This window comes from Aeromicrobium sp. CF3.5, assembly GCF_051262695.1.
Lineage (GTDB): Bacteria > Actinomycetota > Actinomycetes > Propionibacteriales > Nocardioidaceae > Aeromicrobium.
The window spans coordinates 62,402-87,805 of sequence record NZ_JBIMEZ010000008.1; the positions used below are offsets into that span (position 1 = coordinate 62,402).

The window sequence follows — 25,404 nt, forward strand, 5'->3', positions numbered from 1 at the left end:
TCCGCTATGTGCCCGTTCGCCGGCGAAGCAATCCTCCAGGTGGTGTGAAATCGGTCTCCGGCGTGGCGGGCCACCCAGCTCAAGTGCACGGGGCAGCGTCATCCGTTGCTCGACTTGGGGTGATCGGCGAGGCTGGAGTCATGAACGCTCGAGCCGCAACGCCCGCGTCCCTGGTCCTGAGTGCCGTCGTCGTCCTGGCGGCGGGCTGCTCGGGCGACGGCGTCCGAGAGGTCTCGGCGACCACGTCGTCCTCAGACTCCGCTCCGGCGTCGTTCCAGGTCGAGGAGATGGGTCAGTTCGACGATCCGTGGGCGATGGCCTTCCTCCCGGGAGGCGACCTGCTCGTGACCGAACGCACCGGCACGCTGAACCTGCGCGACGCGGACACCGGCGACAGCGTCGAGGTCGGCGGCGTCCCGGACGTGGCCGCCGAGGGACAGGGTGGCCTCGGCGATGTGGTGCTCGCCCCGACCTTCGCCGAGGATCAGATGGTCTATCTCAGCTGGGTCGAGGAGGGCGAGGGCGGCTCGGGAGCGGTGGTCGGGCGTGCGACGCTCGAGACCGGCGACGAGCCCACGCTGGAGGGCCTCGAGGTGATCTGGCGTCAGGCACCCAAGGTGTCGGGCACGGGCCACTTCAGCCACCGCATCGCCTTCGATCCCGAGGGTGAGCACCTGTTCGTGTCCTCGGGCGACCGGCAGAAGAAGACTCCCGCGCAGGACACCTCGAACTCGCTCGGCACCATCATGCGGATGGGGCTGGACGGGTCCTCGCCGCAGATCTGGAGCTACGGGCATCGCAACCCGCTCGGTCTGGAGTTCGCTCCGGACGGCAACCTCTGGTCCAGCGAGATGGGCCCCGAGGGCGGTGACGAGCTCAACCTGATCGAGCAGGACGCCAACTACGGCTGGCCCGAGGTCTCCAACGGCAGCGACTACGGCGGAGGAGAGATCCCCGACCACGCCCCGGGCGACGGTTTCGTCGCTCCCGAGGCGTTCTGGACGCCGAGCATCTCCCCGGGCAGCCTGCTGATCTACTCCGGCGACCTGTTCCCCGAGTGGGAGGGCGACGCTCTCATCGGCGCCCTGTCGGGTGAGGCCCTGGTGCACGTCGACCTCGACGGCACGACCGCGGGGGAGACCCAGACCTTCGAGATGGGCGAGCGCATCCGCGCCGTCGAGCAGGGGCCTGATGGCGCGATCTGGCTGCTCGAGGACGGCGGCAGCGGCCAGCTGCTGAAGCTGACGCCTGAAGCCTCCTGACGTCGAAGGTCTGTGCTGAACGGCGGTCAGCGCGAGACGCCCGTGCGCCAGGCGCTGTAAGAAGTGAGGCGCTGGACGTGGGACGGTCCAGCCACGGCCACGGGTGGAGCGCAGCGATCGTCAGGTCCGCCGTGCGGCGGGCGAAGATCGGCACGGGGGGCGAAGGTCACCGCGAGCGGTGTGTCGCCCAGCTCCCGTGAGGTCTCGCCCAGGCGGACCTCGACGTCGCGGCGCTGCACCAGGTCGGCCAGGCACTCGGTGAGGACCACCAGGCGCTTTCCCGACAGGCGCAGCGACTGCAGGTGCGGTTCGTCGAACGCGAACACCACAGGCAGGTCGGGGTGCGCCTCGAGAGCGGGTCGGCGTTGCCGAGCGACTCCGCGGTGAGCCAAAGGGCCGACGGCTCATTGTCAACGACCGGGGCGTCGGGTCCGGGGCCGGGCGCACCGTCGGCCCAGCCCTCGCGGACCGGACTGTGCAGCGATGTCATCGAGAGCGTCCACATCAGAGCGTTTCACAGAGGAAGCAAGTCTTTCTCTGCGCGAGCTCGCACCCGGTCCTTGAGGTCGTTGCGGGAAACCAGGTCAACCGGCAGGCCGAGCAGGTCTTCCAGCTCGTGCTGGATGCCGATGATGTCGATGATGCTGGTGCCGGCGGCGAAGTCAACCAGGATGTCGACGTCACTGCCATCGTGGTCGTCGCCACGTGCGGCGCTCCCGAAGATCTCCGGGTTCGTCACTCCATGGCGCCGCAGCACGTCCATCAGCTCGCCGCGTCGGGCATCCACTCGACGGCCCGTGGGACCGCTGAGCGGCCCGCGCGCTGCTGGTGTCGTTTCACCCATGGTCCCAGTCTATCCGCCGCGCGCCGCGGACCTTCCGATCCAGGCCGCGCCCTCCATCCACGCTTCAACCGCACGAGGCGGTCCCGAGCCGGTGGCTCGGGACCGCCTGATGGGGGTGAGAGCTACTTCACGGCGTCGAGGGCGTCGACCATGCCCTCACCGGCGTAGCTGTTGTTGCGGGCCGATCCCTCGCACGGTGCACCGCCCGAGCCGATCGGCTGCTCGGCCGCACACGGCCGGTCGTCGGCCTGCGCCTTCAGCTGCTTCATGATCTTCGCGGGCTTCCACCCGGGGTGCTGTGACTTCATCAGTGCCGCGACACCCGCGACGTGCGGCGACGCCATGGACGTGCCGCTCTTGAGCCCGTAGCCGTTGCCGGCCACGATCGTCGACAGGATCGACGAGCCGGGAGCCGCGACGTCAATGACGCCCAGACCGCGGTTCGAGAAGTACGACAGCTGCGTCTCGTTCGACGTGCCGATGCGCGCGTACGACGACACGGTGGCGACGCCGGGCAGCTCGGTCGGGATGTCGAGGCATCCGGAGTTGATGGTGCGCTCGATCGGCGTGCTGTCGTTGGGGCTGGTGTCGTTGGTCGTGTTGTTCGTCAGGTCGGTGGCCGAGTTGCCGGCCGCCGCGACGTGGAACGAGCCCTTCTTGGTCGACCACTCGACCGCACGGCTCACGGCCTCGAGAGCGGCGGCCTGGTCGCCCTGGTCCTTGCACCAGTACTCGAACGGATCGATGTAGTAGCTGTTGTTGGTGACGTCCATGCCCTGCATGCCGGCCCACATGAATCCGCAGATCGCGTACTCGGGGTAGATGAAGCCGTCGTCGTTGACGACCTTGACCGAGGCCATGCGCACGTTCGGCGCGACGCCGGTGATGCCGACGCCGTTGCGGTCCGCGCCGATGGTGCCGGCGACGTGCGTGCCGTGATCACTGGTCGTCGGCTGCCAGCCTGTGGCGGAGCGGTCGATCGTGCCGGCGTCGGTGCAGTTGACCGATCGTCGGGTGTCGATGTTGGCCGCGAGGTCGGGGTGATCGGCGTCGATGCCACTGTCGAGCACGCCCACGAGCGTGTCGCGGGAGCCGTCGGTGATCTCGTGGGCATGGTCGGCCTTGATGTGGGCCATGTCCCACTGCTCGCCCTCGCGGGGATCCGGCTTCACGAACTCCTCGGCGGTGTTCGCGAACTCGTCCTTCACGACGCCCTGCGCCTTGCGCAGCGTCCGGGGTGCATCCGTGCGCTCGCTGACGGCGACGGTGCGGGTGGCGCCCACGGACTCGATGTTCTTGCCGCCCAGCCGGTAGACGTCGGTGCGGAAGTCGGCGTGCGTCGAGTGCGCCACGACCACCCCGATCTGCGGCCACTGCTGCACGACCGTGCCGCCGGCCTTCCTGACCACGGCTCGTGCGTCGGCGGTGCTCTTGGCCGTCGCCTTCTTCGCATTGACCACGTAGCTGCTGACCTGGCCCTCGGGCGTCGAGATCGGCACGGGCGTGGACTTCTCGGATGTCGCCGCGTTGGCGCTGGTGAGCGTGCTGGCGATGACACCAAGGGTCAGTGTGGCGACCCCGATGGTGAGCCCGCGTCGGGCTCGAGACATACCTGTGTTCACGTGCGTCCCCCCTAGGAACTGCCGTCGGCCGCGAAGACGCGGCACAGATACCGGCTCCTCACCTCACCACGCCGCGGGCACCACGTCCAGAGGTCGGAGTGCGTCGATGCACGAAGTCAACACCGAGACAGGTCTGGAGCGGCTTCACGGCAACGTTCGGTCGAGAGGCCCGCTCGCCGACCGTGGGCTGAACGCATGTGAGGTCCGAGCGACGGGCCATGGTGCCTCAGGAGCCGTGCGTGTCGGCGACTTCGCCGACCTCCTCATCCCGGGGCGGCGCAGGACGCCGAGCGGATTCGCGGTGACCGAGACCGGCCGTCCACTACGATTCGTGCATGGCGCGAATCGTGGTGGCGGAGGACGACGCCGATATTCGTGAACTGGTCACCTTCAAGCTGGAGACGTCCGGCCACGAGGTCACGGCGGTCGGTGACGGTGCGTCGGCCGTGGACGCATGTCGCGAGGTGTGTCCCGACGTCGTCGTGCTGGACCTGATGATGCCGGGCATGGGTGGTCTCGACGCCTGCCGGGCGATCCGGAAGGATCCAGAACTCGCTGATGTCCGCGTCATCTTGCTGACTGCGCGGGCGCAGGAGTCCGACATCGAACAGGGATTCGCGGCAGGCGCGGACGACTACCTGGCGAAGCCGTTCAGCCCCCGCGAGCTCAGTTCACGCGTGCAGGCGTTGTTGGCACGGTCTCGTCGGTGAGAGCAGCAGCCGAGGTGGCCCTCCTCACTCTGGGGGGCGTCGCCGTCGTCCTGCTCGGTGCGCTCCTCGCCGCCCGCGTCGGGCGCGACCTGGTGGAGACCCGGAGGCAACGACGCAGCACGGAGATCCGCCGGATGTTGCTGCGTTGGTTGCTCGATACCGAGGGCATGCCGGGAGACCGGGCTCAGCTGGTCGAGGCGGGCCGCGGTCGGTCCGGCCGCGTGCTGGAGGAGCATGCCTTCCGCCTGCTCGCCAAGGTGGACGGCGAGGTGCGCGCCCAGCTCGTCACGCTGTTGACCGTGCGTCACGCGGACAGGCGGGCGATGGCGCTCGCCCGCTCCGTCTGGTCGGTCCGCCGGTGTCGCGGAGCCCACCGCCTCGGCCTCATCGGCCACGCGGAAGCGGCGCCTATCCTCAGGTCGTTACTCGCAGACGGCGACCCGCTGGTCCGTCGGGTGGCAGTGCGGTCGCTCGGGCAGGTCCGCGACGAGGGATCGGTGCCGGCACTCGTGGCCCTGGTGGTCGGGGAAGTCGCACTGGCGCGCGACGCGCTCGCCGCAGTCGTCGCCGTGGGACCCGACGCGACGCCGTCGCTCGAGCAGGTCCTCGGAGACTGGCTAGAGGGTCGTATGCCGGCCAGCGCCGGGGCGTTCTCGGCTCGAGCCCTGGGCGCGCTCGGATCAGTGCGATCAGTGCCGCTGCTCGTCCGCGCGGTCGGGTCCGGAGACCAGGACGTCGTACCGGCAGCGGCCGCTGCGCTCGGTCGGATCGGGTCCCGAGAAGCGGTCACGGCCTTGCAAGCGACCTTGTCGTCACGGAGCGAGGCTGTCCGGACGGCGGCGGCGACCGCCCTGGGAGACATCGGCGATCCTGGGGCGTCGGCGGCGCTCGGCGCCGCCCTCGACGGCAGGAGTGGGACCTCCGACCGCGCCGTCGCCGCGGCGCTGCTCCGCCTCGGCCGTCCCGGCCGCTCGGTGCTGGGCGAGCACCTGTCGCCCTACGCCCGGGAGGCACTAGCGGTCGCGGAGATCCGGGCGGCCGCATGAGCCTGGTCATCGGCGCCATCGTGTGGACGTTCATCGGCTACTCGGCGCTGATCAACACCAGCTTCCTGCTCCTCACGCTCGCCGCGGCGCGGGACTTCGTCCGCCACGTGCGCCGTGTGGAGTTCTCCGGGTACGACATCACCTTCGCCGGCGCGGTGGCGCCCTCGGTGTCGGTCCTGGTGCCCGCCTACGACGAGTCCGCGTCGATCGTGGAGTCGGTGCGAGCGCTCGCCTCGTTGCGATACCCGCAGTACGAGGTGGTGGTCATCGACGACGGTTCGAGCGACGGCACCTCGGATCGGCTGATCGAGGCGTTCGACATGGTGCCGGCGCCGATCGTCGTCTCGAGCGGAATCCCCACCAACGGCGCAGTGGTCGGGACGTACCTGAGTCGGCAGGGAAGTCACAACGTCCTGCTGGTGCGCAAGGAGAACGGTGGGAAGGCAGACGCCCTGAACGTCGGCGTGAACGCGGCCCGCATGGAGCTCGTGTGCATGGTGGACGCCGACTCCATCCTCGACCAGGACGCCCTGCTCCACGTGGCTCGCCCGTTCGTGGAGGACCCCGAGCATGTGATGGCGAGCGGCGGCATGGTCCGTGTCGCGAACGGCAGCACGGTGCGCGACGGCCGCGTCACCGACGTCCGTATGCCGCGTCGGTGGGTCGAGCGTGCTCAGGTCGTCGAGTACCTCCGGGCGTTCACGATCGGTCGCGCCGGATGGTCGGCGGTACGCGGGCTGCTGATCATCTCCGGTGCGTTCGGGCTGTTCCGACGCGACGTCGTGCAGGAGATCGGCGGTCTCGACCCGACCTGCATCGGCGAGGACGCCGAGCTGGTCGTCCGCCTCCACCGGTGGCTGTACGACCACGACGTCCCCGGCCGAGTGGTGTTCGTCCCGGAGCCTGTCGCCTGGACCGAGGCACCGGGAAGCCGTGCGGTTCTGCGCAAGCAGCGACGCCGCTGGCACCGGGGCCTCACCGAGATCCTGACCCGACACCGAGGGATGATCGGGCGCAAGCGGTACGGAGTTGTCGGCATGTTGGCCATGCCCTGGTTCGTGCTCTTCGAGCTGCTTGCCCCGCTCGTCGAGGTCGCAGGATTCGTGGCGTTCGTGGTCATCGCCGGTCTGTGGGGCGCTCAAGAGCTGGGTTGGGTCGACCCGACGTACGTCGACGGACCGACCGTGGTTCTGCTGCTGGCAGTCTCGGTCCTCTACGCCACCGTGCTCACCTGGTTCGCGCTCCTCATCGAAGAGTTGTCGTTCCGTCGACACCGCGGGCTGGGAGACTTGCTCCGTGCCGTCCGCGCAGGCGTCGAGGAGAGCTTCGGCTACCGGCAGCTCAACGCCGTATGGCGAATCGGCGGGGCCGTGGAAGCCGTCCGCAAGACCCGCCACGACTGGGGAGACATGAAGCGTCAAGGATTCGGACCACCATGAACGCGCGTTCGCTGTCACGACAGCTGGCCGCGCCGCTTGTTGTCCTCGTGGTGCTGGTCGCGCTGGTCGGGATCCTCGGCGGCGCCGGTGTCTGGTTCGCCACCCGCTCGATCGACGACATCATCAACCGTGTGGCCCCCACGGATCGTGCCAACAGTGCAGTGCTGCAGGACCTGACTGATGCCGAGACCGGCGTACGCGGCTTGGCCCTGAGTGGGGAGCGCCGCGTCCTGGCGCCCTACCAGGCCGCGCTGCGGCGCCTGCCCGAGGACCAGCGGAGATTGCGGGAGCTGACCGCCGGTGACGCACAGCTGCGCCGACTGGTGCTCGAGCAGGAGCAGCGGGTACAGGCGTGGCTGGACGACTACGCGCGGGTGCGGGTGGCTCGTACGGGAGGTGAGGGCAGCTTCGACCAGGAGCTCTTCGACCTCGGCAAGACGCGGTTCGACGCGATTCGCGTGGTGAACGGCCAGGTTGCCGATCGGATCGCCAGCGACCAGCGTCGCGCGAACCGGGATGCAGGCAACCGACTGCGGGGCACGCTCGGGCTCATCGCCGCGGTGACCACGCTCGGGCTGCTCGCCGGGTGGGCGCTGCATCGCCGCTTGCGGAGACACACGTTGCCTCCGCTGGAAGACCTGGCCTCGGTGGCGCGCCAGCTCGCGCACGGCGAAGTCGATGCCCGCGCCCGGGTGGCCGGCCCACGCGAGGTCCAGCAGGTCGCGGTCGCCCTGAACGCCCTGGCGGAGGAGAACCAGCGCGCGCGAGAGGCGGAGGATGCGATCCAGTCCGAGCTCCGCACGCTCGACGCGGCCCGGGGAGACTTCGTCGCGAATGTATCCCACGAGCTCCGAACTCCGCTGACGTCGATCACCGGGTACCTGGAGATCCTGGAGGACGAGTCCGAGCTCGACGACCGCCATCGACGGATGATCGACGCGATCAACAGGAACCTGACTCGGCTGCGCACCCTCGTGGAGGATCTGCTGACCCTCTCCCAAGCGGAGAACCGGTCGACCGATCTCGAGCAGGTCGATCTGCGTCCACTGGTCAAGGATGCTGTCGCCGACCTGGGAGGCGCGGCCGACCAGCGTGCGGTCCTGCTGGACGTCTCGGTTCCGGGCGAGCTCGTGCCGGTGCTGGCTGACCGAGGCCAGCTGCACCGGGTCTTCCTGAACCTGGTCAGCAACGCGGTGAAGTTCAGTCATGAGGGAGGAACGGTCCGCATCGCGGTCGTCGTCGCCGACGGCGAGGCGGTGACGGAGATCGCGGACGAGGGGATCGGCATTCCCGCCGGTGAGCAGCACCAGCTCGGCAGCCGCTTCTTCCGGGCGAGCAATGCTGTCGAGCAGCAGCGGCCCGGCACCGGACTCGGCCTTCGCATCACCCGCATGATCGTCGACAACCACGGTGGCCAGCTCACCATCGAGTCCGAGGAAGGCCGTGGCACCCGGGTGCGGGTCGCCCTCCCGCTCTCGGCGGGCGAGGTCGACGCGGTCCAGTGACGCGGCCGGTCGCCTGCGGATCCGCATAGTGCAGACCATCGGGCGAGCTTCGGGATCGGTCGGTCCGTCAGGTCGGGGATCTGCTGGTCGATCCTGAGGTGGTTCTGGCGGCCGATGGACAGGACGGAGTCCGCGACGCTCTGGTGCGCACCAAACACGAGCGGCGGCCGACCCTGGAAGACATCGTATGGTGTCTTCCAGGGTCAGCCGCCGCTCTCGACCACTACTGCCAGAAGCTGAAAGCTCCTGAATCAGATGTCGTAGTACAGCTCGAACTCGTGCGGGTGCGGCCGCAGCTGCACCGGGAGGATCTCCTCCTGGCGCTTGTACTCGATCCACGTCTCGATCAGGTCGGGCGTGAACACGTCACCGGCGGTGAGGAACTCGTGATCGGCCTCGAGCGCGTCGAGGACCGACTCCAGCGAGGTCGGCACCATGTCGATGGCGTCGTACTCCTCCGGCGGCAGCTCGTAGATGTTCTTGTCGATCGGGGCCGGCGGCTCGATCTTGTTCTTGATGCCGTCGAGCCCGGCCAGCAGCAGGGCCGAGAAGGCCAGGTACGGGTTGGCCGACGGGTCGGGGCAACGGAACTCGATGCGCTTGGCCTTGGGGTTCGAACCCGTGATCGGGATGCGCACGCACGCCGAACGGTTGCGGGCCGAGTACACCAGCGCGATGGGGGCCTCGAAGCCCGGCACCAGGCGACGGAAGGAGTTGACCGACGGGTTGGTGAACGCCAGCAGCGACGGGGCGTGCTTCAGGATGCCGCCGATGTAGTAGCGGGCCAGGTCCGACAGTCCGCCGTAGCCGGACTCGTCGTAGAACAGCGGCTTGCCGTCGTTCCAGATGGACTGGTGCACGTGCATGCCCGAACCGTTGTCGCCGAAGATCGGCTTGGGCATGAAGGTGACCGTCTTGTCGTTGGCCCACGCCGTGTTGCGCACGATGTACTTGAACTTCATGACGTCGTCGGCGGCCTTGAGTAGCGTGTCGAACCGGTAGTTGATCTCGCCCTGGCCCGACGTGCCGACCTCGTGGTGACCGCGCTCGAGGACGAGTCCGGCATCGGTGAGGTTGCTCATCATGTCGTTGCGCAGGTCGGCGGTCTTGTCGGTCGGTGCGACGGGGAAGTAGCCGCCCTTGTAGCGAACCTTGTAGCCCCGGTTGTCGTCGATGTCGTCGCCGGTGGACCAGGCGGCCTCGGCGGACTTGATCTCGTAGAACGACTTGTTCGCGCTGGTGCCGTAGTTGACCCGGTCGAAGATGTAGAACTCGGCCTCGGGGGCGAAGAACGCGGTGTCGCCGATGCCGGTGGTGGCCAGGTACGCCTCGGCCTTGCGGGCGATGTTGCGCGGATCGCGCGAGTAGGCCTCGCCGGTGATCGGGTCGTGGACGAAGAACTCCATGGCGATCGTCTTGCGTGCCTTGAACGGATCGAGGTACGCCGTTCCGACGTCGGGGAACAGCACCATGTCGGACTGATCGATCGTCTGGAAGCCGCGGATCGACGAACCGTCGAAGGCCACGCCGCTCTCGACCATGTCAGCGTCGAACGTCGATGCGGGCAACGTCACCTGCTGCTGGATTCCGGGGAGATCGGTGAATCGAACGTCGAGGTACTCGACACCCTCGTCCTTGATGTACTTGAACAGCTCGTCGGCGTTGCCGAACATGTGTGGCCTTCCTCGACCGCGTCGCGGCCTTGATTCGATCGTCTGTGGCACGAGGTGCGTCGCCGCACCCTGGTCATCACGGTAGGCCGGTGCAGTTTCCCGACCGTCACTTGATTGTTTCAGGCATGTTACAAGTCCGAGACGGCGGCCGCCGCAGTCCAGCGCCGCCGGGGCACCGCAGGTGGGGCGCACTAGGGTCACCCCATGGAGTCAGCGCCTTTCGGACGTCGCCTCGTGGCGCTGGTGATCGACTGGATCATCGCTTCCCTGACCGCGGTCGCGATCACGCCGGTGTCCTACCCGCCGGACAACATCACGCAGAACCTCATCATCACCGGCTTCTTCATCGTCGAGGTCGGGGTCCTGGTCGGGCTGCTCGGCGCCTCGATCGGCAAGCGCATCATGCGCCTGGGCGTCATCAACCCCGATGGCCAGGCCATCGGCATCCCGCAGGGACTTTTGCGCACGGCCCTCATCTGTCTGGTGATCCCGCCGGTCGTGACCAACGCCGACGGCCGCGGACTGCACGACATCGTCACCGGATCGCGCGAATACAAGGCGTGACGGGCCGGGCCTGACGAGCTGGGCCTCAGGAGTCCAGCACGTACCGGCCCGGAGCATCGCCCAGCGGGGCATGCTCGGCGCTGCCCAGCTCGGTCGGCGCCGGCTTGGACTCGCCCGACCGCTCGGCCAACCACTCGGCGTAGTCCGGCCACCACGAACCCTGCACTGTGGTGGCCGCCTCGCGCCACGCCTCCGGCTCGAGGGAGTTGTCCTCGGAGATCTGGTAGCTGGCCTTGGGGTTGCCCGGGGGATTGACGAGAGCGGCGATGTGGCCGCTGGTCGACAGCACGAACCGCGTCTTGCCGCCCAGCAGCTGACCACTGCGATAGCAGTTCGCCCACGGGCAGATGTGGTCACCGGAGCCGGCGACCACATAGGAGTCGACCGTGACCTTCTTGAGGTCGACCTCCGTGCCCAGGACGCTGATCGCTCCGGGCTGGGCCAGCTTGTTGGTCAGGGCTGCGTCGATGAAGTCGCGGTGCAGCTTGGCCGGCATGCGGGTGCTGTCGGCGTTCCAGTAGAGGATGTCGAACTTGGGCGGCTTCTTGCCCTCCAGGTAGTTGTTGACCCAGTAGTTCCAGATCAGGTCGCCGGGGCGCAGCCAGGCGAACACCTCGGCGAGGCTGCTGCCATCCAGATAGCCCTTGCGACGGGACTTGGCCACGGCGCGCGCTGCGACGTCCTCGTCCATCACCGCCGTGGTCAGGCCGGACTTGCTCTGGTCGATCATCGTGACCAGCAGGCTGAGACTGGCCAGGTTGTCGGACTTGCCGATGGCGCTGCGATGAGCCGCAGTCAGACAGGCCAGCAGACCTCCGGAACAAGCGGCCACGACGTGCGCCTTCTTCGACGCAGCGATGGAGGTCACGGCGTCGAAGGCGTCGAGAATGCCTTGGGCGTAGGCATCGATGCCCCACTTGCTGTGTCGCGAGTCCGGGTTGCGCCACGAGATCACGAACACCTGCTGGCCCTGGCCGACCAGATACTCGATGAGACTGCGATCCGGTGCGAGATCGAGGATGTAGTACTTGTTGATCGTCGGCGGCACGATCAGCAGGGGCACCTCACGCACCTCGCCCGTCGTGGGCGTGTACTGGATCACCTCGAGCATCGCGGTGCGCAGCACCACCGAACCGGGGGTCGCCGCAAGGTCGCGACCGACCCGAAAGGCCCGTGGGTCCACCATCGACGGAACGCGGGGCGAGGTCGCGAGGTCCTGGATCAGGTTGCGCGGGCCCTTGATCATGTTGGCGCCGCCGGAGTCGATCGCGGCCTTCCAGGCGACCGGGCTGAGCAACGGATTGTTGCTCGGCGACGCAGCCGCCACGAGGTTCGTCGCGGCGAACGAGACCTGCTCGGCGTCGGCCCACTCCATGGGCACGTCCTGCACGAGGCCCTCGATCGTCTCGCTGGCCGCCAGGTAGGACTGCACGACACGACGCAGCAACGGGTTGTGTGTCCACGCGGGGTCGGTGAAACGTCGATCGCCGCGGGCCGGCGCCACGGAGGAGGCTCCGATGGCGATCTTGCCCAGCTCGGAGACCAGGCCACCGGCCCGGGTCGCGACGCGTTCGGGTCGCCGCGCGGCCGCCGTCAGGAAGCGGACGGCCGGCCCTCCGGGAAACATGCGGCGCACCGCTCCGGTGGTGGCCTGGGTCAACAGCTGGTCCAGAGGGCCTGAGGTCTCGAGCACGTCGTCTGTCATGCCAACTCTTCTCGAAGATCGACTTCACGCATGGGAATCCGCGCCTGGGACCATGGTGGAGGCCCGGTGAGCCACATCACATCACGGTACGCGCACGCTCGGTGATCCGCCCGGAGATGCCCTAGCCTTCACAGATGACCGAGACCATCCACGACGTCCGGATCGGCGGCCACAAGATTCGCGTGGCGCACCGCGAGGGCACCGGCCGACCGCTGCTCATGTGCAACGGGATCGGCGCCAGCCTCGGGCTCCTCCAGCCGTTCGTCGATGCGCTCGACCCGAGCATCCCCGTGGTGCGGTTCGACGCTCCCGGCGTCGGCGGATCCCGGCTGTCGCGCTACCCCTACACCTTTGCCTCCCTGGCCCGCCTGATCGGCCGTGTGCTCGACCATCTCGAGATCGGTGAGGTCGACGTGCTCGGCATCTCCTGGGGTGGCGGGCTGGCGCAGCAGTTCGCGTTCCAGAATCCGCGCCGCTGCAAGCGCCTGGTGCTGGTGAGCACGGCCACGGGCTGGATGATGGTGCCCGCTGGCCTGGACGTCCTCGCCAAGATGGCGACTCCGCGACGCCACCGCGATCCGCAGTACGCCGCATCGATCGCCGGGACCATCTATGGCGGGCGGATGCGAGCCGAACCCGGGCTCGCGCGCACGCTGCTGCACGATCACACGCCGTTGACGTCACGTCGGGCGTACCTGATGCAGCTGGGCGCCGGCACGGGGTGGACCAGCCTGCCGTTCCTGCCGCTGATCCGCCAACCCACCCTGATCCTTGCCGGTGACGACGACCCCATCATCCCGCTCGCGAACGCCCGGATGATGCACCGTCTGCTTCCGCACTCCGAGCTGCACGTCTACGAGGACGGGCACCTGGGGCTGGTCACCGCGGCCGACGAGCTGGCGCCGCGGGTGGCCAAGTTCCTACGAGGCGTCGACTAACCCCGCATGGCCTTGCGCTGGCCCTTCATGGAGGTGGGGACCGGTCCACGCGGCATGGGCGCGACCGGGCGCATCGCGTCGAGTGCCTTGAGCTTGTACAGCAGCGACGTCATCTGCGCGGGCTTGATCGACTTGGGCAGCTTGCGCAGGTGCTTGACGAGCTTGGGCAACGGCACCTGGCCCTCGTCGCGGCCGATGATCACGTCGAGGATCGGCACTTCCTCGCCGGCGATGCGGGCATGCTTCTTCTTCTCGCTGGTGATCAGGTTGCGCACCCGTGTCGGGTTGCCCTCGCCGACCAGGATGACGCCCGGACGACCGATCACGCGGTGGACGACGTCCTGGTTCTTGGTGAACGCCACGGCGGGCTTGACCTCCCAGCCACGCTTGAGCATCTGCAGAGCCCCGGCGCCGGCGCCGACCTGCCCTTCGACCTGCGTGTAGGCGGCCTTCTCGGCGCGACGTCCGAACACGATCAGGACGCCGAGGATGCCGGTGAGCACCGCGAACACGATCGACAGGATCAGACCCAGCAACGAGCTGCCGAACGCCCACCAGCCGATGACACCGAGCACCCCACCGACCAGGAGGAAGGTCAGCAGCAGCAGCAACCCGATGTTGCGATCTTCGCGCTTGGTGATCGTGTAGGCCTGGCGCAGCTGGCGCAGTCGACCCCGGGGAGGTTCGGTGACGTTGGACATGCGGCCCAGTCTACGACGAGGCGCCGTGGCTGGCGGCTGCGGCGCTGGGGACCGCCCGGCGATCCATCGCCTGCTTGTACAACGTTCCGGCGCGGTAGGACGAACGCACCAACGGCCCGGACATGACTCCGGCGAAGCCGATCTCGTCGGCCTCGTGCTTGAGCTCGACGAACTCCTCGGGCTTGACCCACCGCTCGACGGGGTGGTGGCGCTTGGAGGGGCGCAGGTACTGGGTGATCGTGATGAGGTCGCAACCGGCCTCGTGCAAGTCGTTCAGCGCTTGCGAGACCTCCTCGCGGGTCTCGCCCATGCCCAGGATCAGGTTGCTCTTGGTGATCAGCCCGAAGTCGCGGGCGTCGGTGATGACGCCCAGAGAGCGGTCGTACCGGAAGGCGGGACGGATCCGCTTGAAGATGCGCGGAACCGTCTCGATGTTGTGCGCCAGCACCTCAGGACGCGACTCGAACACCTCGGCCAGCTGGTCGGGATTGCGGTTGAAGTCCGGGATGAGGTTCTCGACACCCGTGTCGGGGTTCAGCTCGTGGATCTTGCGGACGGTCTCGGCGTACAGCCAGGCGCCGCCATCGGGCTGGTCGTCGCGTGCGACTCCGGTGATGGTGGCGTAGCGCAGCTCCATCTTCTGCACGCTCTCGGCGACACGGCGGGGTTCGTCACGATCGATCGGTTCGGGCTTGCCGGTGTCGATCTGGCAGAAGTCGCAGCGTCGGGTGCACTGCTCGCCGCCGATGAGGAAGGTGGCCTCGCGGTCCTCCCAGCACTCGAAGATGTTGGGACAGCCGGCTTCCTGGCAGACGGTGTGCAGGCCCTCGCCCTTCACCATGGCCATGAGCTCGTTGTACTGCGGCCCCATCTTGGCGCGGGTCTTGATCCACTCGGGCTTCTTCTCGATCGGCGTCTCCGCGTTGCGGACCTCGAGGCGCAGCATCTTGCGGCCGCCCGGGCCGACGGAGTCAGAACTGGTGACGGGTGTAGTGCTCACACGTCGAGCCTACGCCGCACCAAAATCATCGTGGGGTGGCGGTCGCATCGCCGATAGGCTCGGTTCGTGCTCGATCTCGACCGCCCCTGGAAGCGACCCGTTCCCACCTCCGCGCAGCTGCGCCACGACCTCTGGACCGCGCTGGCAGCAATCGTCGTGGCGGTCGCGTCGGTCGAGCTGTGGCACAGCGCGAACGGGGCGTCGCTGGGCTGGATGGGGGTGGAGGCCTATCTGTGGTTCGCCCTCGCCGGGGCACTGCTGGCAGGTCGCCGACGTTTCCCCCTCACGGCCTTGCTGCTCGTGTCCGCGGTGTTCATCACGATCGGTGAGCGTCTGACCGAGTTCGGCGTCATCTTCTCGATCCAGATCATCTTGTTCGTGGCTCTGTACTCCGCCTGGGCGTGGTCGCGACACCCACGACGCCTGCAGGTCACCAGCGCGATCGTGCTCGTGGCCATGTTCGGTTGGCTCATCTGGCAGTTTCTCCGAGCAGCCCCACCGGCACTTCCGCAGGTGGGGCTGGTGCCGGCCCCCGTGGCCATCGTCATCTACTCGCTGCTGATCAACATCGTGTACTTCTTCGGCGCGATGGCCTGGGGTCAGGGCGCGTGGCGCAGCGCCCGGCAACGGGCCGAGATCGACGAACGAGCCGAGCGCGAGCGTGCGCTCCAGGTCGGCGAGCGCGAGCGCGCCGTGCAGGACGAACGGGTGCGCATCGCCCGCGACCTGCACGATGTGGTGGCCCACCACGTCAGCAGCATCGGGGTGCAGGCGGCTGGCGCCGGCCGGGTCCTCGACACCCGTCCTGACGACGCACGCCGCGCGCTCGAGACCATCGAGCGCTCGTCGCGGCAAGCGGTGTCGCAGATGCACGAGCTCGTCGGGCTTCTGCGCTCGGCCGACGAGACGACGGGTCCAGGACCCGACGACCGTGAGCCGCAGCCGGGCCTCGGTGCACTGCACGCCCTGGCGACGCAAGGGCGAGGACGGCCGATCATCACGTTCACGCAGGTGGGGGCACCGTTCGACGTGCCCTCCACGGTGGAGGCGTCGTTGTACCGCGTCGCGCAGGAGGCCGTGACCAACGTCCGACGCCACGCGCGAGCCCAGCACGCGGGCGTCACGCTGCGATACATCGGCGGCTGCGACGAACGACCCGCGACGGTGGAGATCGAGATCGTCGACGACGGAGCGGCGATGCCCGAGGCGTCGGACGGTTCCGGCGGGTACGGACTGGCCGGAATCCGCGAACGCACCTCGATGCACGGTGGCCAGTGCGACATCGGACCGCGCCCGCAGGGCGGATTTCGCGTCCGTGTCCAGGTGCCGGTGACTTCATGACGATCACGGTCCTGCTGGTCGACGACCAGGAACTGATCCGTAGTGGATTCGCGATGATCCTCGGCGCCGAGGATGATCTGAGCATCGTCGGTGAGGCTGCCAACGGGATCGAGGCCGTGCAACGCGTGGCCGAGCTGGCGCCCGACGTCATCTGCATGGACGTGCAGATGCCCCAGATGGACGGCATCGAGGCCACGCGCCGCATCGTGGCGGCCGATCCCGACGCGCGCGTGCTGATCCTGACCACCTTCGACGACGACGCCTACCTGTTCGAGGCCCTGCAGGCAGGTGCCGGTGGCTTCATGCTCAAGAACTGTCCGCCCGACGATCTCGTCGCGGCCATCCGCACCGTGGCGGCAGGTCATGCGCTGCTCGCTCCCGAGGTCACCCAGCGGGTCATCGCACGCTCGACGGAACGCTCCCGTGTGGTGCACCCGGGCCTCGCCGAGCTGACCGAGCGGGAGATGGCCGTCCTGCAGGCCATGGCGCGGGGGAGCAGCAATGCGGAGATCGCCGGTGCGATGTACGTCAGCGAGGCCACGGTCAAGTCCCACGTCTCGCACATCCTGTCCAAGCTGCAGGTGCGCGACCGGGTCCAGGCGGTCATCGCGGCGCACGAGTCCGGCGTGATGGACGACACCGACATCACCTGACCTCCGCCGCGCGGATGAGTCGGGAGTAGTCGTTGGGGTGATGCCAGCGTGTCCCGATCCGCCCTAGCGTGGGGAACATGTTGCAGATCGAGAAACTCAGTCGCCGATTTGGCGACGTCCAGGCCGTAGATGACGTGTCATTCACCGTGACTCCGGGGCGTGTGACCGGATTCGTGGGCGGCAATGGTGCCGGCAAGACGACCACGATGCGCATGATCCTGGGGGTGTTGGCGCCGTCCGGGGGCCAGGTCCTCTGGAACGATGCACCGATCACCGCGGAGCAACGCCGCCGCATCGGGTACATGCCCGAGGAGCGCGGCCTGTACCCGCGGATGAAGATCGCCGAGCAGCTCATCTTCCTCGGCCGTCTCTACGGTGCCGACGCCACCGCAGCCGAACGTCGCGCCGACGAGTTGCTCGACCACTTTGACCTGGGGGAGCGACGCGACGACCTGCTCGACTCGCTGTCGCTGGGCAACCAGCAGCGTGTGCAGATCGCCGCTGCGCTGATCCACCGCCCTGACGCCCTGGTGCTCGACGAGCCGTTCAGCGGCCTCGACCCGGTGGCGGTCGACCAGATGGTCGACCTGCTGGCCCGGGAGGGTGGCGACGTGCCGTTGCTGTTCAGCAGCCATCAGCTCGACCTCGTCGAACGGCTGTGCGACGACCTGGTGATCCTGTCGGGCGGCCGAGTGGTCGCTGCCGGCAGCGTCGACAGCTTGCGCACCACGGCCGCCGAGCGCGTCACGGTCACCTTCGAGGACACCGACGCGGCCTGGTTGCGAGACGTGCGAGGACTCGACGTGCTCGACGTCGACGGCCCCTCAGCCCTGGTCGAGCTCGACGGCATCACACGTGCCGAGCTGCTCGCCACCGCGATGAACCGCTCGCCGGTCGTCGAGTTCGCAACCACGCACCAACCCCTGTCCGACATCTACCGGGAAGCCATCCGATGAGCGCCTCATCCACACCCACTGGCACCTCGACACCGGCCTGGCGCATCGTCGCCGGTCGAGAGATCTCCACCACGCTGCGGGCCAAGTCCTTTCGCTACAGCCTGCTGATCATGGTCCTGGGCACCGTGGCGGCCATCGTCGCCTTCTCGATCCTGGGAGGACGACCCAGCGACGACACCGTCGCCGTGGTCGACGACACGGCCACGGCAGCGGTCGAGAGCGCCTCACAGATCGCCGGCACCGCCCAAGAGGGTTCGACCGTCACCGCGGAGACGTTCGATGACATGGAGTCCGCCGAGCAGGCGGTGCGCGACGGCGACGTCGACGCGGCACTGCTGCCCACCGGAGACGGAGGGCTGGAGGTGGTCGGCGACAGCTCCGTCGACACGAGCCTGTCGCAGAACCTGACGGTGGCCGCCTCTGGCGCGACGCTGCAGGCCAACGCGGCGGCCGAGGGCGTCAACCTCGAGGACCTCCAGGCCGGTACCGACGTCGGCGAGCGTCTGCTGGACCCCGATGCGGACCGCTCCGGCGAGCGTCAGGTCGCCGGCATCGTCTTCGTGATCCTGTTCTACATCACGGCGGTCACGTTCGGCATGACGATCGCGCAGAGCGTCGTGCAGGAGAAGGAGAGTCGCGTCGTGGAGATCCTCGCGGCGGCCATCCCGGTCCGAGCGCTCCTGTGGGGCAAGGTCGTCGGCAACACCATCCTCGCGATGGGGCAGATCATCGTCGTCGTGGCGGTCTCGGTGATCGGCCTCGCGGTCACCGGCCAGACCGGGCTGCTCGAGCTGATCGCACCGGCGGCCGGGTGGGGCGTGGTGTTCTTCTCCCTGGGATTCATCGCGCTGGCGGGTCTGTGGGCCGTCGCCGGCAGCCTGGCGTCGCGCACCGAGGACCTGCAGTCGACGACTGCTCCGGGTCAGATCATCTTGTTCGTGCCGTACATCCTGGCCGTCAGCGGGGGAGTGGCGATCAAGACCATCGTGTCGATGGTGCCGATCGCCTCGGCCATGGTCATGCCGGTTCGCCTGGCCGAGGGAAGCGTGCCGGGGTGGCAGCTCGCCGTCGCGGTGGTCGGCAACCTCGTCGCGATCATCCTGCTGGTGCGATTCGCGGCCCGGGTCTACGAGCGCGCCCTGATGCGGACCGAGCGCAAGATCTCCTACAAGGAGGCGCTCAGCCTGAAGGAGTGAGTCGCCTCGAGATCGGGCGCGGGCACGTAGCGCTCCCAGGTCAGCAGATCGCGCAGATGCGGCGCGAAGGCGGCCGCGGTGTCTTGGACCGAGACGCCGCGGCCGACTTCTGCGGTCAGCGAGGTGACACCGGCGTCGGGAATCCCGCAGGCCATGAAGTTCTCGTAGACGTCCAGGTCGACGTCAGCGTTGATCGAGATGCCGTGCATCGTGACGCCGCGAGAGACGCGGATGCCGATGGCCGCGATCTTGCGCTCGGATCGACCGGGAGCGGCCGACAGCCAGACCCCTGATCGGCCCGGTACACGCCCCGTGGCCACCCCCAGGTCGGCCATCGTGCGGATCATGGCCTCCTCCAAGCGGCGGACGTAGTCCACGACCAGCACGTGATCGGGCAGCTTCACGATCGGATAGGCCACCAGCTGACCGGGACCGTGCCAGGTGATCTTGCCGCCGCGATCGACATCGACCACCGGCGAGCCGTCGATCGGGCGCTCGTGCGGCTGGGTGCGGCGGCCCGCCGTGAAGACGGCGTGATGCTCCAGCAACAGTGCGGTGTCGTCGATCTGATCGGCCACCCGCCGTGCGTGCAGGTCGCGTTGCAGCTCCCACGCGTCGGTGTAGTCCAGGGCGTCGTCGCCGTACCAGTGCTCGAGGATGGTCAGGTCGCTCACGGCTTCACTGTAGTTCGCGTCTGCCAGCACGCGACCTGTGGATGACGGCGAGCTGATCGGGGAGCAGGCGCGACACAGTGGACCGATGACGTGGTGGTGGGTGCTCGTGCTGTCGCTGCAGGTGCAGGTCCCCGGCGCCTGCGAAGGACAGCTGGTGACCCTCGATCGGCACCGTGCGGCTGCGTTCGCCACGGCGGACGTGACGCGACTCGAGGAGGTCTACACCGTCGACAGTCCGTCCCGGGAGCGCGACACCGAGGTGATCGAGCAGTACCGCGAACGCGGCGCGACCGTGATCGGGGCTCTGCCGCGCATCTCCGAGTGCACCGTGCTCGATCGGTCGTCGACCAGGCTCGACCTCGAGGTCGTGGACACCCTGGGAGCGGCCCACGTCTGGTGGGACGACGGCACCCGGACCAGGCTTCCGCGTGATCAACCGACGCGCAGGCACCTGGTGCTACGCCTGACCGAGAACGGCTGGCGGATCAGTGAATCGCGTGAGCCAGCGCGGAGCTGAGGTCGTCGGCCTCGAACGTGAAACCGGAACCGGTCAGCGCCGCAGGGACGACCTGCAGCGAACCGAGCAGGTCGTCGGACAGTCCGCCGAGCACGGCGCGCACGGCGAAGGCGGGCGCCACGAGGAACGTCGGCCGGTTCACGGCGTCGCCCAGGGCGTCGGTGTACTGCGCATTGGTGACCGCCGCGGGCATCGCGAGGTTGACCGGACCGGAGATGTCGGCGTCCAGCAGGTGGGTGACGCCGCGGATCCAGTCGGCGCGGGTGATCAGCGACATGTACTGATCGCCCGAGCCGAGCCGGGCGCCGCCGCCGAGCTTCCACGCGGGCAGCATCAGGGAGAGCACGCCGCCGTCGCTGTCCAGGACCAGAGAGGTGCGCAGGAAGCAGGTGCGCGCGCCAGCGTCGACGGCTGGCTGCGCGGCCGCCTCCCACTCCTGGGACACGTCCGCGAGAAATCCCTCGCCGGGGCCGTCGGCCTCGGTGAGCGCCTCGGTCCCACGATCGACGCCGTACCAGGACATTCCGGAGCCGGACAGGAAGATCGTGGGAGTCGACGACCGCGCGATCGCAGCCGCCAGCGTGCTGGTGCACTCCAGCCGCGAGGACCGGATCACGCGCTTTCGCTTGGGGGTTCGGGGCCACTGCGAGATGGGCGAGCCCGACAAGTTGATGACCGCATCAGCGCGATCGATCAGCACCTGGTCGATGCGACCTGCCGCGGGGTTCCACAGTGATGCGTCGTCGCCGGGCTCACCGCTGCGGATCAGCCGAGTGACCTGGTGTCCCTGGGTGCGCAGGTGCGCCACCAGCGGCTGCCCGAGGAACCCTGAGGCTCCTCCGACGACGACGTGCACGGGTCAGGACCCCAGCTCGGCCTCGAAGGCGCCACCTTGCAACCGCTCCTTGACCGCGGTCAGGAACCGGCCGGCGTCGGCGCCGTCGACGATGCGGTGGTCGTAGGTCAGCGCCAGGTAGACCATCGAGCGAACGGCGATGGACTCTCCGACGTGCGGATCGGAGATCACGACCGGGCGCTTGACGACCGAGCCGACACCGAGGATCGCGACCTGCGGCTGGTTGATGATCGGAGTGTCGAACAGTGCTCCGTTGCTGCCCAGGTTGGTGATCGAGAAGGTGCCGCCGGACAGCTCGTCGGGCTTGATCTTGTTCGCCCGGGTGCGCTCGGCGATGTCGGCGATCTTGCGGGCGAGGCCGGCGATCGACAGGTCGCCTGCATCACGAATGGTCGGTGCCAGCAGTCCGCGCTCGGTGTCGACCGCGATCGAGAGGTGCTCGCCTTCGGGGTAGGTGACCGTGCCCTCGTCGAGGTGCAACGCCGCGTTCAGCTGCGGGTACGCCTTGAGCGCCTCGACGGCGGCCTTGGCGAAGAACGGCAGGAACGTCAGCTTGACGCCCTCGCGCTCCAGGAACTTGTCCTTGTGCTTGGTGCGCAGACGAGCCACCTCGGTGACGTCGACCTCGTGCACCTGTGTCAGCTGCGCGGAGACCTGGAGGGACTCGACCATGCGCGACGCGATGGTCTTGCGCAGACGGCTGAGCTTCTCGGTGTTGCCGCGCAGCGGGGACGGTTCGCCGGCCGGTTCGGCCGAGGACCCGGCACGGGGCGCGGGCGACTGGCTGGCGGCCGGAGCCGCCGGGGAGGTCTCGGCAGGTGCCGGGGTCTTGGGTGCGGCCTCTGCGGCGTCGAGGACGTCCTGCTTGCGGATGCGCCCGCCCACGCCTGTCCCGGAGACCGACTCGAGGTCGATGCCGTGCTGCTTGGCCAGCTTGCGAACGATCGGGGTGACGTAGGTGTCGCCGCCGCCCGACGGTGCGTCGGACGAGGAGTCCTGCGTGGCCGGAGTCGAGGTCGGGGCCGGAGCCGGGTCCGAGGGGCTGGGTGCTGAAGCCTCCTCGGGTTCAGGCGTCTCGCCCTCCTTGGCCTCGGCCTCGGGCTCCTTCTCCAGTGCGGGCTCTGATGCGGAATCAGGCTTGGCCTCGGGTTCGGGCTCTGCTTCCGGCTCAGGCTCAGGCTCAGCTTCGGCCTCGGCTTCCGGCTCGGGCTTGGCGGAGCCGCCCGATCCGCCGATGATGGCGAGCTCGGCGCCGACCTCGACGGTCTCGTCCTCGGAGACGAGGATCTTGGTGAGCGTCCCGGCGACGGGGGAGGGGATCTCGGTGTCGACCTTGTCGGTGGAGATCTCCAGGAGCGGCTCGTCGACAGCGACCTCGTCGCCCTCGGCCTTCAGCCACTGGGTGACGGTGCCCTCGGTGACGCTCTCACCCAGCTCGGGCAGCGTGACCGCCGTGCCGGAGTCGTCTCCGGCGTCCTTCGTGCCGGCATCGGGCGTGGGGGCGTCCTCGTCCGGCTCAGCGGCCGGTGCGGGGTCGCTGGTCTCCGACCCGGAGTCCGCGCCGGCGTCCGGTGCGGGGTCGGGCTCGTTGTTCGACTGGGTGGCGGTGGAGTCGGCCTTCTCCTCGGGCTCTGCCTCCGCCTCAGCGTCGACCTCGGGCTCGGCGGAGTCGTCGCTGGACCCGGAGCCGGACTCGTCCGAGCTGCCGATGATCGCCAGGATGGCGCCGACCTCGACGGTCTCGTCCTCGTCGGCCTTGATCTCCAGCAGAGTGCCGGCGACGGGTGAGGGGATCTCGGTGTCGACCTTGTCGGTGGAGATCTCCAGGAGTGGTTCGTCGACGGCGACCTCGTCGCCCACCGACTTCAGCCACTGGGTGACGGTGCCCTCGGTGACGCTCTCACCGAGCTCTGGAAGGGTGACTTCGGTTGCCATGTGTGCGGTCCTCTGCGTTCGGCGAGTGTCAGGCGTGCGAGTGGAGGGGCTTGCCGGCGAGGGCAAGAGCCGCCTCACCGAGTGCCTCGTTCTGGGTGGGGTGCGCGTGGATGAACTGCGCGACGTCGTCGGGGTACGCCTCCCAGTTCACGATCAGCGATGCCTCGCCGACCTGCTCGCCGTAGCGAGCGCCGATCATGTGGACGCCCACGATGGGGCCGTCCTTCTCCCGGACCAGCTTGATGGAACCAGCGGTACCGAGGATCTGGCTCTTGCCGTTGCCGCCGAGGTTGTACTCGAGGGTCTCGATGCCGTCCTCGCCGAACTGCTCCTTGGCCTGGGGCTCGGTGATGCCGACCGAGGCGATCTCTGGATCGCAGTACGTGACACGTGGGATGCCAGAATCGACGACCGGCATCGGCTTGAGGCCAGCGATCTCCTCGGCGACGAAGATGCCGTGCGCGAAGCCGCGATGAGCCAGCTGGAGGCCGGGCACCAGGTCGCCCACGGCGAAGACGCCGTCGACGTTGGTGTGCAGGCGTTCGTCGGTGGTGACCCAGCCGCGGTCGACAGTGACGCCGGCCTCTTCGTACCCCATGCCCTCGGAGTTCGGGCCGCGTCCGACAGCGACGAGCACCAGGTCGGTCTCGATGGTGTCGCCGTTCTCGAGCGTGACGGTGACGCCATCGTCGGTCTGCTTGACCGAGTCGAACTTGACACCGGTCTTGAAGGCGATCTTGCGCTTGCGGAAGGCTCGCTCGAGCTGCTTGGACAGCGACGGGTCCTCCAGCGGGACCAGCGTGGGCAGTCCTTCGATGATGGTGACCTCGGCGCCGAAGGATCGCCAGACGCTGGCGAACTCCACACCGATGACCGATCCGCCGATGATGACGACCTTGTCGGGGACCTCGGTCATCGTCAGCGCTTCGCTGCTGGTGACGACGCGGCCGCCGATCTCCAGTCCCAGCGTGCGCGCGACCGAACCGGTGGCGAGGACGACGTTCTTGCCGGTGTAGCGCTCACCGTCGACCTCGACGGTTCCGCCGCCGTCGGCCGAGGTCTCGACAAGCTTGCCCTCACCCTCGATCACCGTGATGCCACCGGACTTGATCAGGCCCTGCAGGCCCCTGTAGAGACGATCGACGACGCCGTCCTTGTAGGAGTTGACTCCCGCCATGTCGATGCCCTCGAAGGTGGCCTTGATGCCAAACCCCTCGCTCTCGCGGGTCGCGTCGGCGACCTCCGCGGAGTGCAGGAGCGCCTTGGTGGGGATGCAGCCGGTGTGCAGGCAGGTGCCGCCGAGCTTGCCCTTCTCGATCAGGGCGACCGACTGGCCGAGCTGCACCGCTCGCAGCGCACAGGCATAACCGCCGCTTCCGCCGCCGAGAATCACAATGTCGAAGGTGTTGCCGGCGTCATCCGCCACGATGTTCCTCCCAAGAACGTGTGTCGGGCCCATCTTGTCACTTCGGTGACACCGGCGGGCACCGGGGCAGTGACCGGCGAGTAGGTCCGGTCAGGCGGGTCGGGCAGGTCTGGCGAGTCGCCTGAACCATCGTCGGGCAGAATGTGCGCATGGGACTGTTCAGCCGTAGATCACGCACCGCCGGTGGGTCGGTGGTCTCCGATCGCGCAGCTGGTAAGGCCGACCTGGCTGCTCTGCGTGAGTTCGCCGAGTCCCGCTCCGGTGTGGAGGGCTACATCGAGCCACGCACCTCGGTCACGCAGACCACGCTGTTGCTCGTGGCGAGCACGGGTGAGTCGATGCGTCGTCGCGTGCCGTCGCCGCAGGCAGCGGAGGACTTCGTGCGCAAGAAGCTCAAGATCCCGGTCTATGACGTCAACCTGGTCGGCCTGCCGCAACGCAAGCGCGAGTGGGACCTGCGGCAGGCGGGGGCAACCTCGTCGAAGTCGTCGAGGTCCAGTTCGTCGACCCGTCGGCCGTCGGATGCAAGCCAGCGTCGGACCCCGCCATCGGCTCCGACCTCCGCGTCGTCGGTGCCTGGTCGCTCTCCCCGTGAGAAGGCCGCGATCATGACCCTCGAGTCGGCCGCAGGCGTCGAGCCGTTGTCGTCGGACCCGACCTTCGAACAGTTGATGAAGGTCTACCGCCAGGCACGTTCCAGGGCCCATCCCGACCGCACCGGCGGCGACCGCACCCTGTGGGACAAGGTCGAGGAGTCGGCCCGCGCCCTCGACCTCCCCGACTGACCGCTGACGAGTCACGTCGACCCGCTCGCGAGTCACGTAGACCCGGTGACGAGTCA

The 25,404-nt window shown here is 68.4% G+C and carries 24 protein-coding genes; 13 read left to right on the plus strand and 11 right to left on the minus strand.

The window, feature by feature from the left end:
- The first annotated feature begins 140 nt into the window (after positions 1-140).
- Positions 141-1,262, plus strand: a complete 1,122-nt coding sequence (locus ACHAA3_RS14235) for a PQQ-dependent sugar dehydrogenase (protein WP_435709695.1) — start codon at positions 141-143, stop codon at positions 1,260-1,262.
- Positions 1,263-1,288: 26 nt separating this feature from the next.
- Here ACHAA3_RS14235 and ACHAA3_RS14240 read toward each other — a convergent pair whose 3' ends face one another.
- From ACHAA3_RS14240 to ACHAA3_RS14250, 3 genes are all read right to left on the minus strand, one after another.
- Positions 1,289-1,654 carry a hypothetical protein gene (locus tag ACHAA3_RS14240; RefSeq protein ID WP_435709696.1) on the minus strand — a complete coding sequence of 122 codons (366 nt, stop codon included), beginning with the start codon at positions 1,652-1,654 and terminating at the stop codon, positions 1,289-1,291.
- Positions 1,655-1,776: 122 nt separating this feature from the next.
- Entirely contained in the window at positions 1,777-2,106 is a 330-nt protein-coding gene (locus tag ACHAA3_RS14245) for a nucleotidyltransferase family protein (RefSeq protein ID WP_435709697.1), read from the minus strand.
- Between the two features lie 122 nt (positions 2,107-2,228).
- The gene (locus tag ACHAA3_RS14250) at positions 2,229-3,716 is read right to left on the minus strand and encodes a S8 family peptidase (protein WP_435709698.1); all 1,488 of its coding nucleotides are present in this window, start codon (positions 3,714-3,716) and stop codon (positions 2,229-2,231) included.
- Between the two features lie 347 nt (positions 3,717-4,063).
- Between ACHAA3_RS14250 and ACHAA3_RS14255 the strand changes: the two genes are divergently transcribed.
- From ACHAA3_RS14255 to ACHAA3_RS14270, 4 genes are read left to right on the plus strand one after another with little or no spacing between them, the layout of a single operon-like run.
- Entirely contained in the window at positions 4,064-4,438 is a 375-nt protein-coding gene (locus ACHAA3_RS14255) for a response regulator transcription factor (RefSeq protein WP_435709699.1), read from the plus strand.
- A complete protein-coding gene (locus tag ACHAA3_RS14260; protein ID WP_435709700.1) occupies positions 4,435-5,484 on the plus strand; it encodes a HEAT repeat domain-containing protein in 1,050 nt (349 codons plus the stop codon). The genes ACHAA3_RS14255 and ACHAA3_RS14260 overlap by 4 nt, the downstream gene beginning before the upstream one ends.
- Positions 5,481-6,923, plus strand: a complete 1,443-nt coding sequence (locus ACHAA3_RS14265) for a glycosyltransferase family 2 protein (RefSeq protein ID WP_435709701.1) — start codon at positions 5,481-5,483, stop codon at positions 6,921-6,923. Before ACHAA3_RS14260 ends, ACHAA3_RS14265 begins: the two co-directional genes overlap by 4 nt.
- A complete protein-coding gene (locus tag ACHAA3_RS14270; protein ID WP_435709702.1) occupies positions 6,920-8,428 on the plus strand; it encodes a sensor histidine kinase in 1,509 nt (502 codons plus the stop codon). The genes ACHAA3_RS14265 and ACHAA3_RS14270 overlap by 4 nt, the downstream gene beginning before the upstream one ends.
- A gap of 251 nt (positions 8,429-8,679) precedes the next feature.
- On the opposite strand, the gene glnA is transcribed toward ACHAA3_RS14270, so the two are convergent.
- Positions 8,680-10,101, minus strand: coding sequence for a type I glutamate--ammonia ligase (glnA, locus tag ACHAA3_RS14275; RefSeq protein ID WP_435709703.1), 1,422 nt, complete (start codon positions 10,099-10,101; stop codon positions 8,680-8,682).
- Between the two features lie 204 nt (positions 10,102-10,305).
- Between glnA and ACHAA3_RS14280 the strand changes: the two genes are divergently transcribed.
- Positions 10,306-10,665 (plus strand): RDD family protein, encoded by a 360-nt coding sequence (locus ACHAA3_RS14280; RefSeq protein WP_435709704.1) that lies wholly within the window; start codon positions 10,306-10,308, stop codon positions 10,663-10,665.
- Positions 10,666-10,690: 25 nt separating this feature from the next.
- Here the strand turns inward: ACHAA3_RS14280 and ACHAA3_RS14285 are convergent, their stop codons facing one another.
- On the minus strand, positions 10,691-12,370 hold the full coding sequence (locus tag ACHAA3_RS14285; protein WP_435709705.1) for a PHA/PHB synthase family protein: 1,680 nt from the start codon (positions 12,368-12,370) through the stop codon (positions 10,691-10,693).
- Between the two features lie 134 nt (positions 12,371-12,504).
- Between ACHAA3_RS14285 and phaZ the strand changes: the two genes are divergently transcribed.
- Positions 12,505-13,308 carry a poly(3-hydroxyalkanoate) depolymerase gene (gene phaZ / locus ACHAA3_RS14290; RefSeq protein WP_435709706.1) on the plus strand — a complete coding sequence of 268 codons (804 nt, stop codon included), beginning with the start codon at positions 12,505-12,507 and terminating at the stop codon, positions 13,306-13,308.
- Here phaZ and ACHAA3_RS14295 read toward each other — a convergent pair.
- Together ACHAA3_RS14295 and lipA are read right to left on the minus strand one after the other, a co-directional pair.
- The gene (locus ACHAA3_RS14295) at positions 13,305-14,009 is read right to left on the minus strand and encodes a DUF4191 domain-containing protein (RefSeq protein ID WP_435709707.1); all 705 of its coding nucleotides are present in this window, start codon (positions 14,007-14,009) and stop codon (positions 13,305-13,307) included. The two genes, phaZ and ACHAA3_RS14295, sit on opposite strands and share 4 nt — an antisense overlap.
- A 10-nt stretch (positions 14,010-14,019) precedes the next feature.
- The gene (lipA, locus tag ACHAA3_RS14300) at positions 14,020-14,955 is read right to left on the minus strand and encodes a lipoyl synthase (RefSeq protein ID WP_435709773.1); all 936 of its coding nucleotides are present in this window, start codon (positions 14,953-14,955) and stop codon (positions 14,020-14,022) included.
- 120 nt (positions 14,956-15,075) lie between these two features.
- Between lipA and ACHAA3_RS14305 the strand changes: the two genes are divergently transcribed.
- The 4 genes from ACHAA3_RS14305 to ACHAA3_RS14320 all read left to right on the plus strand — a co-directional run bounded on the left by ACHAA3_RS14305 (position 15,076) and on the right by ACHAA3_RS14320 (position 19,155).
- Positions 15,076-16,350, plus strand: coding sequence for a sensor histidine kinase (locus ACHAA3_RS14305; RefSeq protein WP_435709708.1), 1,275 nt, complete (start codon positions 15,076-15,078; stop codon positions 16,348-16,350).
- Positions 16,347-17,003: a response regulator gene (locus ACHAA3_RS14310; protein ID WP_435709709.1), complete on the plus strand. Its 657-nt coding sequence runs from the start codon at positions 16,347-16,349 to the stop codon at positions 17,001-17,003. Before ACHAA3_RS14305 ends, ACHAA3_RS14310 begins: the two co-directional genes overlap by 4 nt.
- A 77-nt stretch (positions 17,004-17,080) precedes the next feature.
- The gene (locus ACHAA3_RS14315) at positions 17,081-17,959 is read left to right on the plus strand and encodes an ABC transporter ATP-binding protein (RefSeq protein ID WP_435709710.1); all 879 of its coding nucleotides are present in this window, start codon (positions 17,081-17,083) and stop codon (positions 17,957-17,959) included.
- Complete coding sequence (locus tag ACHAA3_RS14320; RefSeq protein ID WP_435709711.1) at positions 17,956-19,155, plus strand: ABC transporter permease; 1,200 nt, start codon at positions 17,956-17,958, stop codon at positions 19,153-19,155. Before ACHAA3_RS14315 ends, ACHAA3_RS14320 begins: the two co-directional genes overlap by 4 nt.
- Here the strand turns inward: ACHAA3_RS14320 and lipB are convergent.
- Positions 19,125-19,829, minus strand: a complete 705-nt coding sequence (gene lipB / locus ACHAA3_RS14325) for a lipoyl(octanoyl) transferase LipB (protein ID WP_435709712.1) — start codon at positions 19,827-19,829, stop codon at positions 19,125-19,127. The two genes, ACHAA3_RS14320 and lipB, sit on opposite strands and share 31 nt — an antisense overlap.
- 85 nt (positions 19,830-19,914) lie before the next feature.
- Between lipB and ACHAA3_RS14330 the strand changes: the two genes are divergently transcribed.
- On the plus strand, positions 19,915-20,346 hold the full coding sequence (locus tag ACHAA3_RS14330) for a hypothetical protein (protein WP_435709713.1): 432 nt from the start codon (positions 19,915-19,917) through the stop codon (positions 20,344-20,346).
- On the opposite strand, the gene ACHAA3_RS14335 is transcribed toward ACHAA3_RS14330, so the two are convergent.
- From ACHAA3_RS14335 to lpdA, 3 genes are read right to left on the minus strand one after another with little or no spacing between them, the layout of a single operon-like run.
- The gene (locus tag ACHAA3_RS14335; protein ID WP_435709714.1) at positions 20,315-21,202 is read right to left on the minus strand and encodes a TIGR01777 family oxidoreductase; all 888 of its coding nucleotides are present in this window, start codon (positions 21,200-21,202) and stop codon (positions 20,315-20,317) included. The genes ACHAA3_RS14330 and ACHAA3_RS14335 overlap by 32 nt on opposite strands.
- A 3-nt stretch (positions 21,203-21,205) precedes the next feature.
- Positions 21,206-23,137, minus strand: coding sequence for a 2-oxoglutarate dehydrogenase, E2 component, dihydrolipoamide succinyltransferase (gene sucB, locus ACHAA3_RS14340; protein WP_435709715.1), 1,932 nt, complete (start codon positions 23,135-23,137; stop codon positions 21,206-21,208).
- Between the two features lie 28 nt (positions 23,138-23,165).
- Positions 23,166-24,563: a dihydrolipoyl dehydrogenase gene (gene lpdA / locus ACHAA3_RS14345; protein ID WP_435709716.1), complete on the minus strand. Its 1,398-nt coding sequence runs from the start codon at positions 24,561-24,563 to the stop codon at positions 23,166-23,168.
- 149 nt (positions 24,564-24,712) lie between these two features.
- Here lpdA and ACHAA3_RS14350 point away from each other — a divergent pair, with 149 nt between their 5' ends.
- The gene (locus ACHAA3_RS14350) at positions 24,713-25,348 is read left to right on the plus strand and encodes a hypothetical protein (protein ID WP_435709717.1); all 636 of its coding nucleotides are present in this window, start codon (positions 24,713-24,715) and stop codon (positions 25,346-25,348) included.
- Positions 25,349-25,404: the final 56 nt, after the last annotated feature.

Bases quoted from the DNA above. Each gene is read 5' to 3' on its own strand.
- ACHAA3_RS14235 (WP_435709695.1), top strand. From the start codon at position 141: ATGAACGCTCGAGCCGCAACGCCCGCGTCCCTGGTCCTGAGTGCCGTC.
- ACHAA3_RS14245 (WP_435709697.1), bottom strand. From the start codon at position 2,106: ATGGGTGAAACGACACCAGCAGCGCGCGGGCCGCTCAGCGGTCCCACG.
- ACHAA3_RS14250 (WP_435709698.1), bottom strand. From the start codon at position 3,716: ATGTCTCGAGCCCGACGCGGGCTCACCATCGGGGTCGCCACACTGACC.
- ACHAA3_RS14255 (WP_435709699.1), top strand. From the start codon at position 4,064: ATGGCGCGAATCGTGGTGGCGGAGGACGACGCCGATATTCGTGAACTG.
- ACHAA3_RS14265 (WP_435709701.1), top strand. From the start codon at position 5,481: ATGAGCCTGGTCATCGGCGCCATCGTGTGGACGTTCATCGGCTACTCG.
- ACHAA3_RS14270 (WP_435709702.1), top strand. From the start codon at position 6,920: ATGAACGCGCGTTCGCTGTCACGACAGCTGGCCGCGCCGCTTGTTGTC.
- glnA (WP_435709703.1), bottom strand. From the start codon at position 10,101: ATGTTCGGCAACGCCGACGAGCTGTTCAAGTACATCAAGGACGAGGGT.
- ACHAA3_RS14280 (WP_435709704.1), top strand. From the start codon at position 10,306: ATGGAGTCAGCGCCTTTCGGACGTCGCCTCGTGGCGCTGGTGATCGAC.
- ACHAA3_RS14285 (WP_435709705.1), bottom strand. From the start codon at position 12,370: ATGACAGACGACGTGCTCGAGACCTCAGGCCCTCTGGACCAGCTGTTG.
- phaZ (WP_435709706.1), top strand. From the start codon at position 12,505: ATGACCGAGACCATCCACGACGTCCGGATCGGCGGCCACAAGATTCGC.
- ACHAA3_RS14295 (WP_435709707.1), bottom strand. From the start codon at position 14,009: ATGTCCAACGTCACCGAACCTCCCCGGGGTCGACTGCGCCAGCTGCGC.
- lipA (WP_435709773.1), bottom strand. From the start codon at position 14,955: ATGCTGCGCCTCGAGGTCCGCAACGCGGAGACGCCGATCGAGAAGAAG.
- ACHAA3_RS14310 (WP_435709709.1), top strand. From the start codon at position 16,347: ATGACGATCACGGTCCTGCTGGTCGACGACCAGGAACTGATCCGTAGT.
- ACHAA3_RS14315 (WP_435709710.1), top strand. From the start codon at position 17,081: ATGTTGCAGATCGAGAAACTCAGTCGCCGATTTGGCGACGTCCAGGCC.
- ACHAA3_RS14320 (WP_435709711.1), top strand. From the start codon at position 17,956: ATGAGCGCCTCATCCACACCCACTGGCACCTCGACACCGGCCTGGCGC.
- ACHAA3_RS14330 (WP_435709713.1), top strand. From the start codon at position 19,915: ATGACGTGGTGGTGGGTGCTCGTGCTGTCGCTGCAGGTGCAGGTCCCC.
- sucB (WP_435709715.1), bottom strand. From the start codon at position 23,137: ATGGCAACCGAAGTCACCCTTCCAGAGCTCGGTGAGAGCGTCACCGAG.
- ACHAA3_RS14350 (WP_435709717.1), top strand. From the start codon at position 24,713: ATGGGACTGTTCAGCCGTAGATCACGCACCGCCGGTGGGTCGGTGGTC.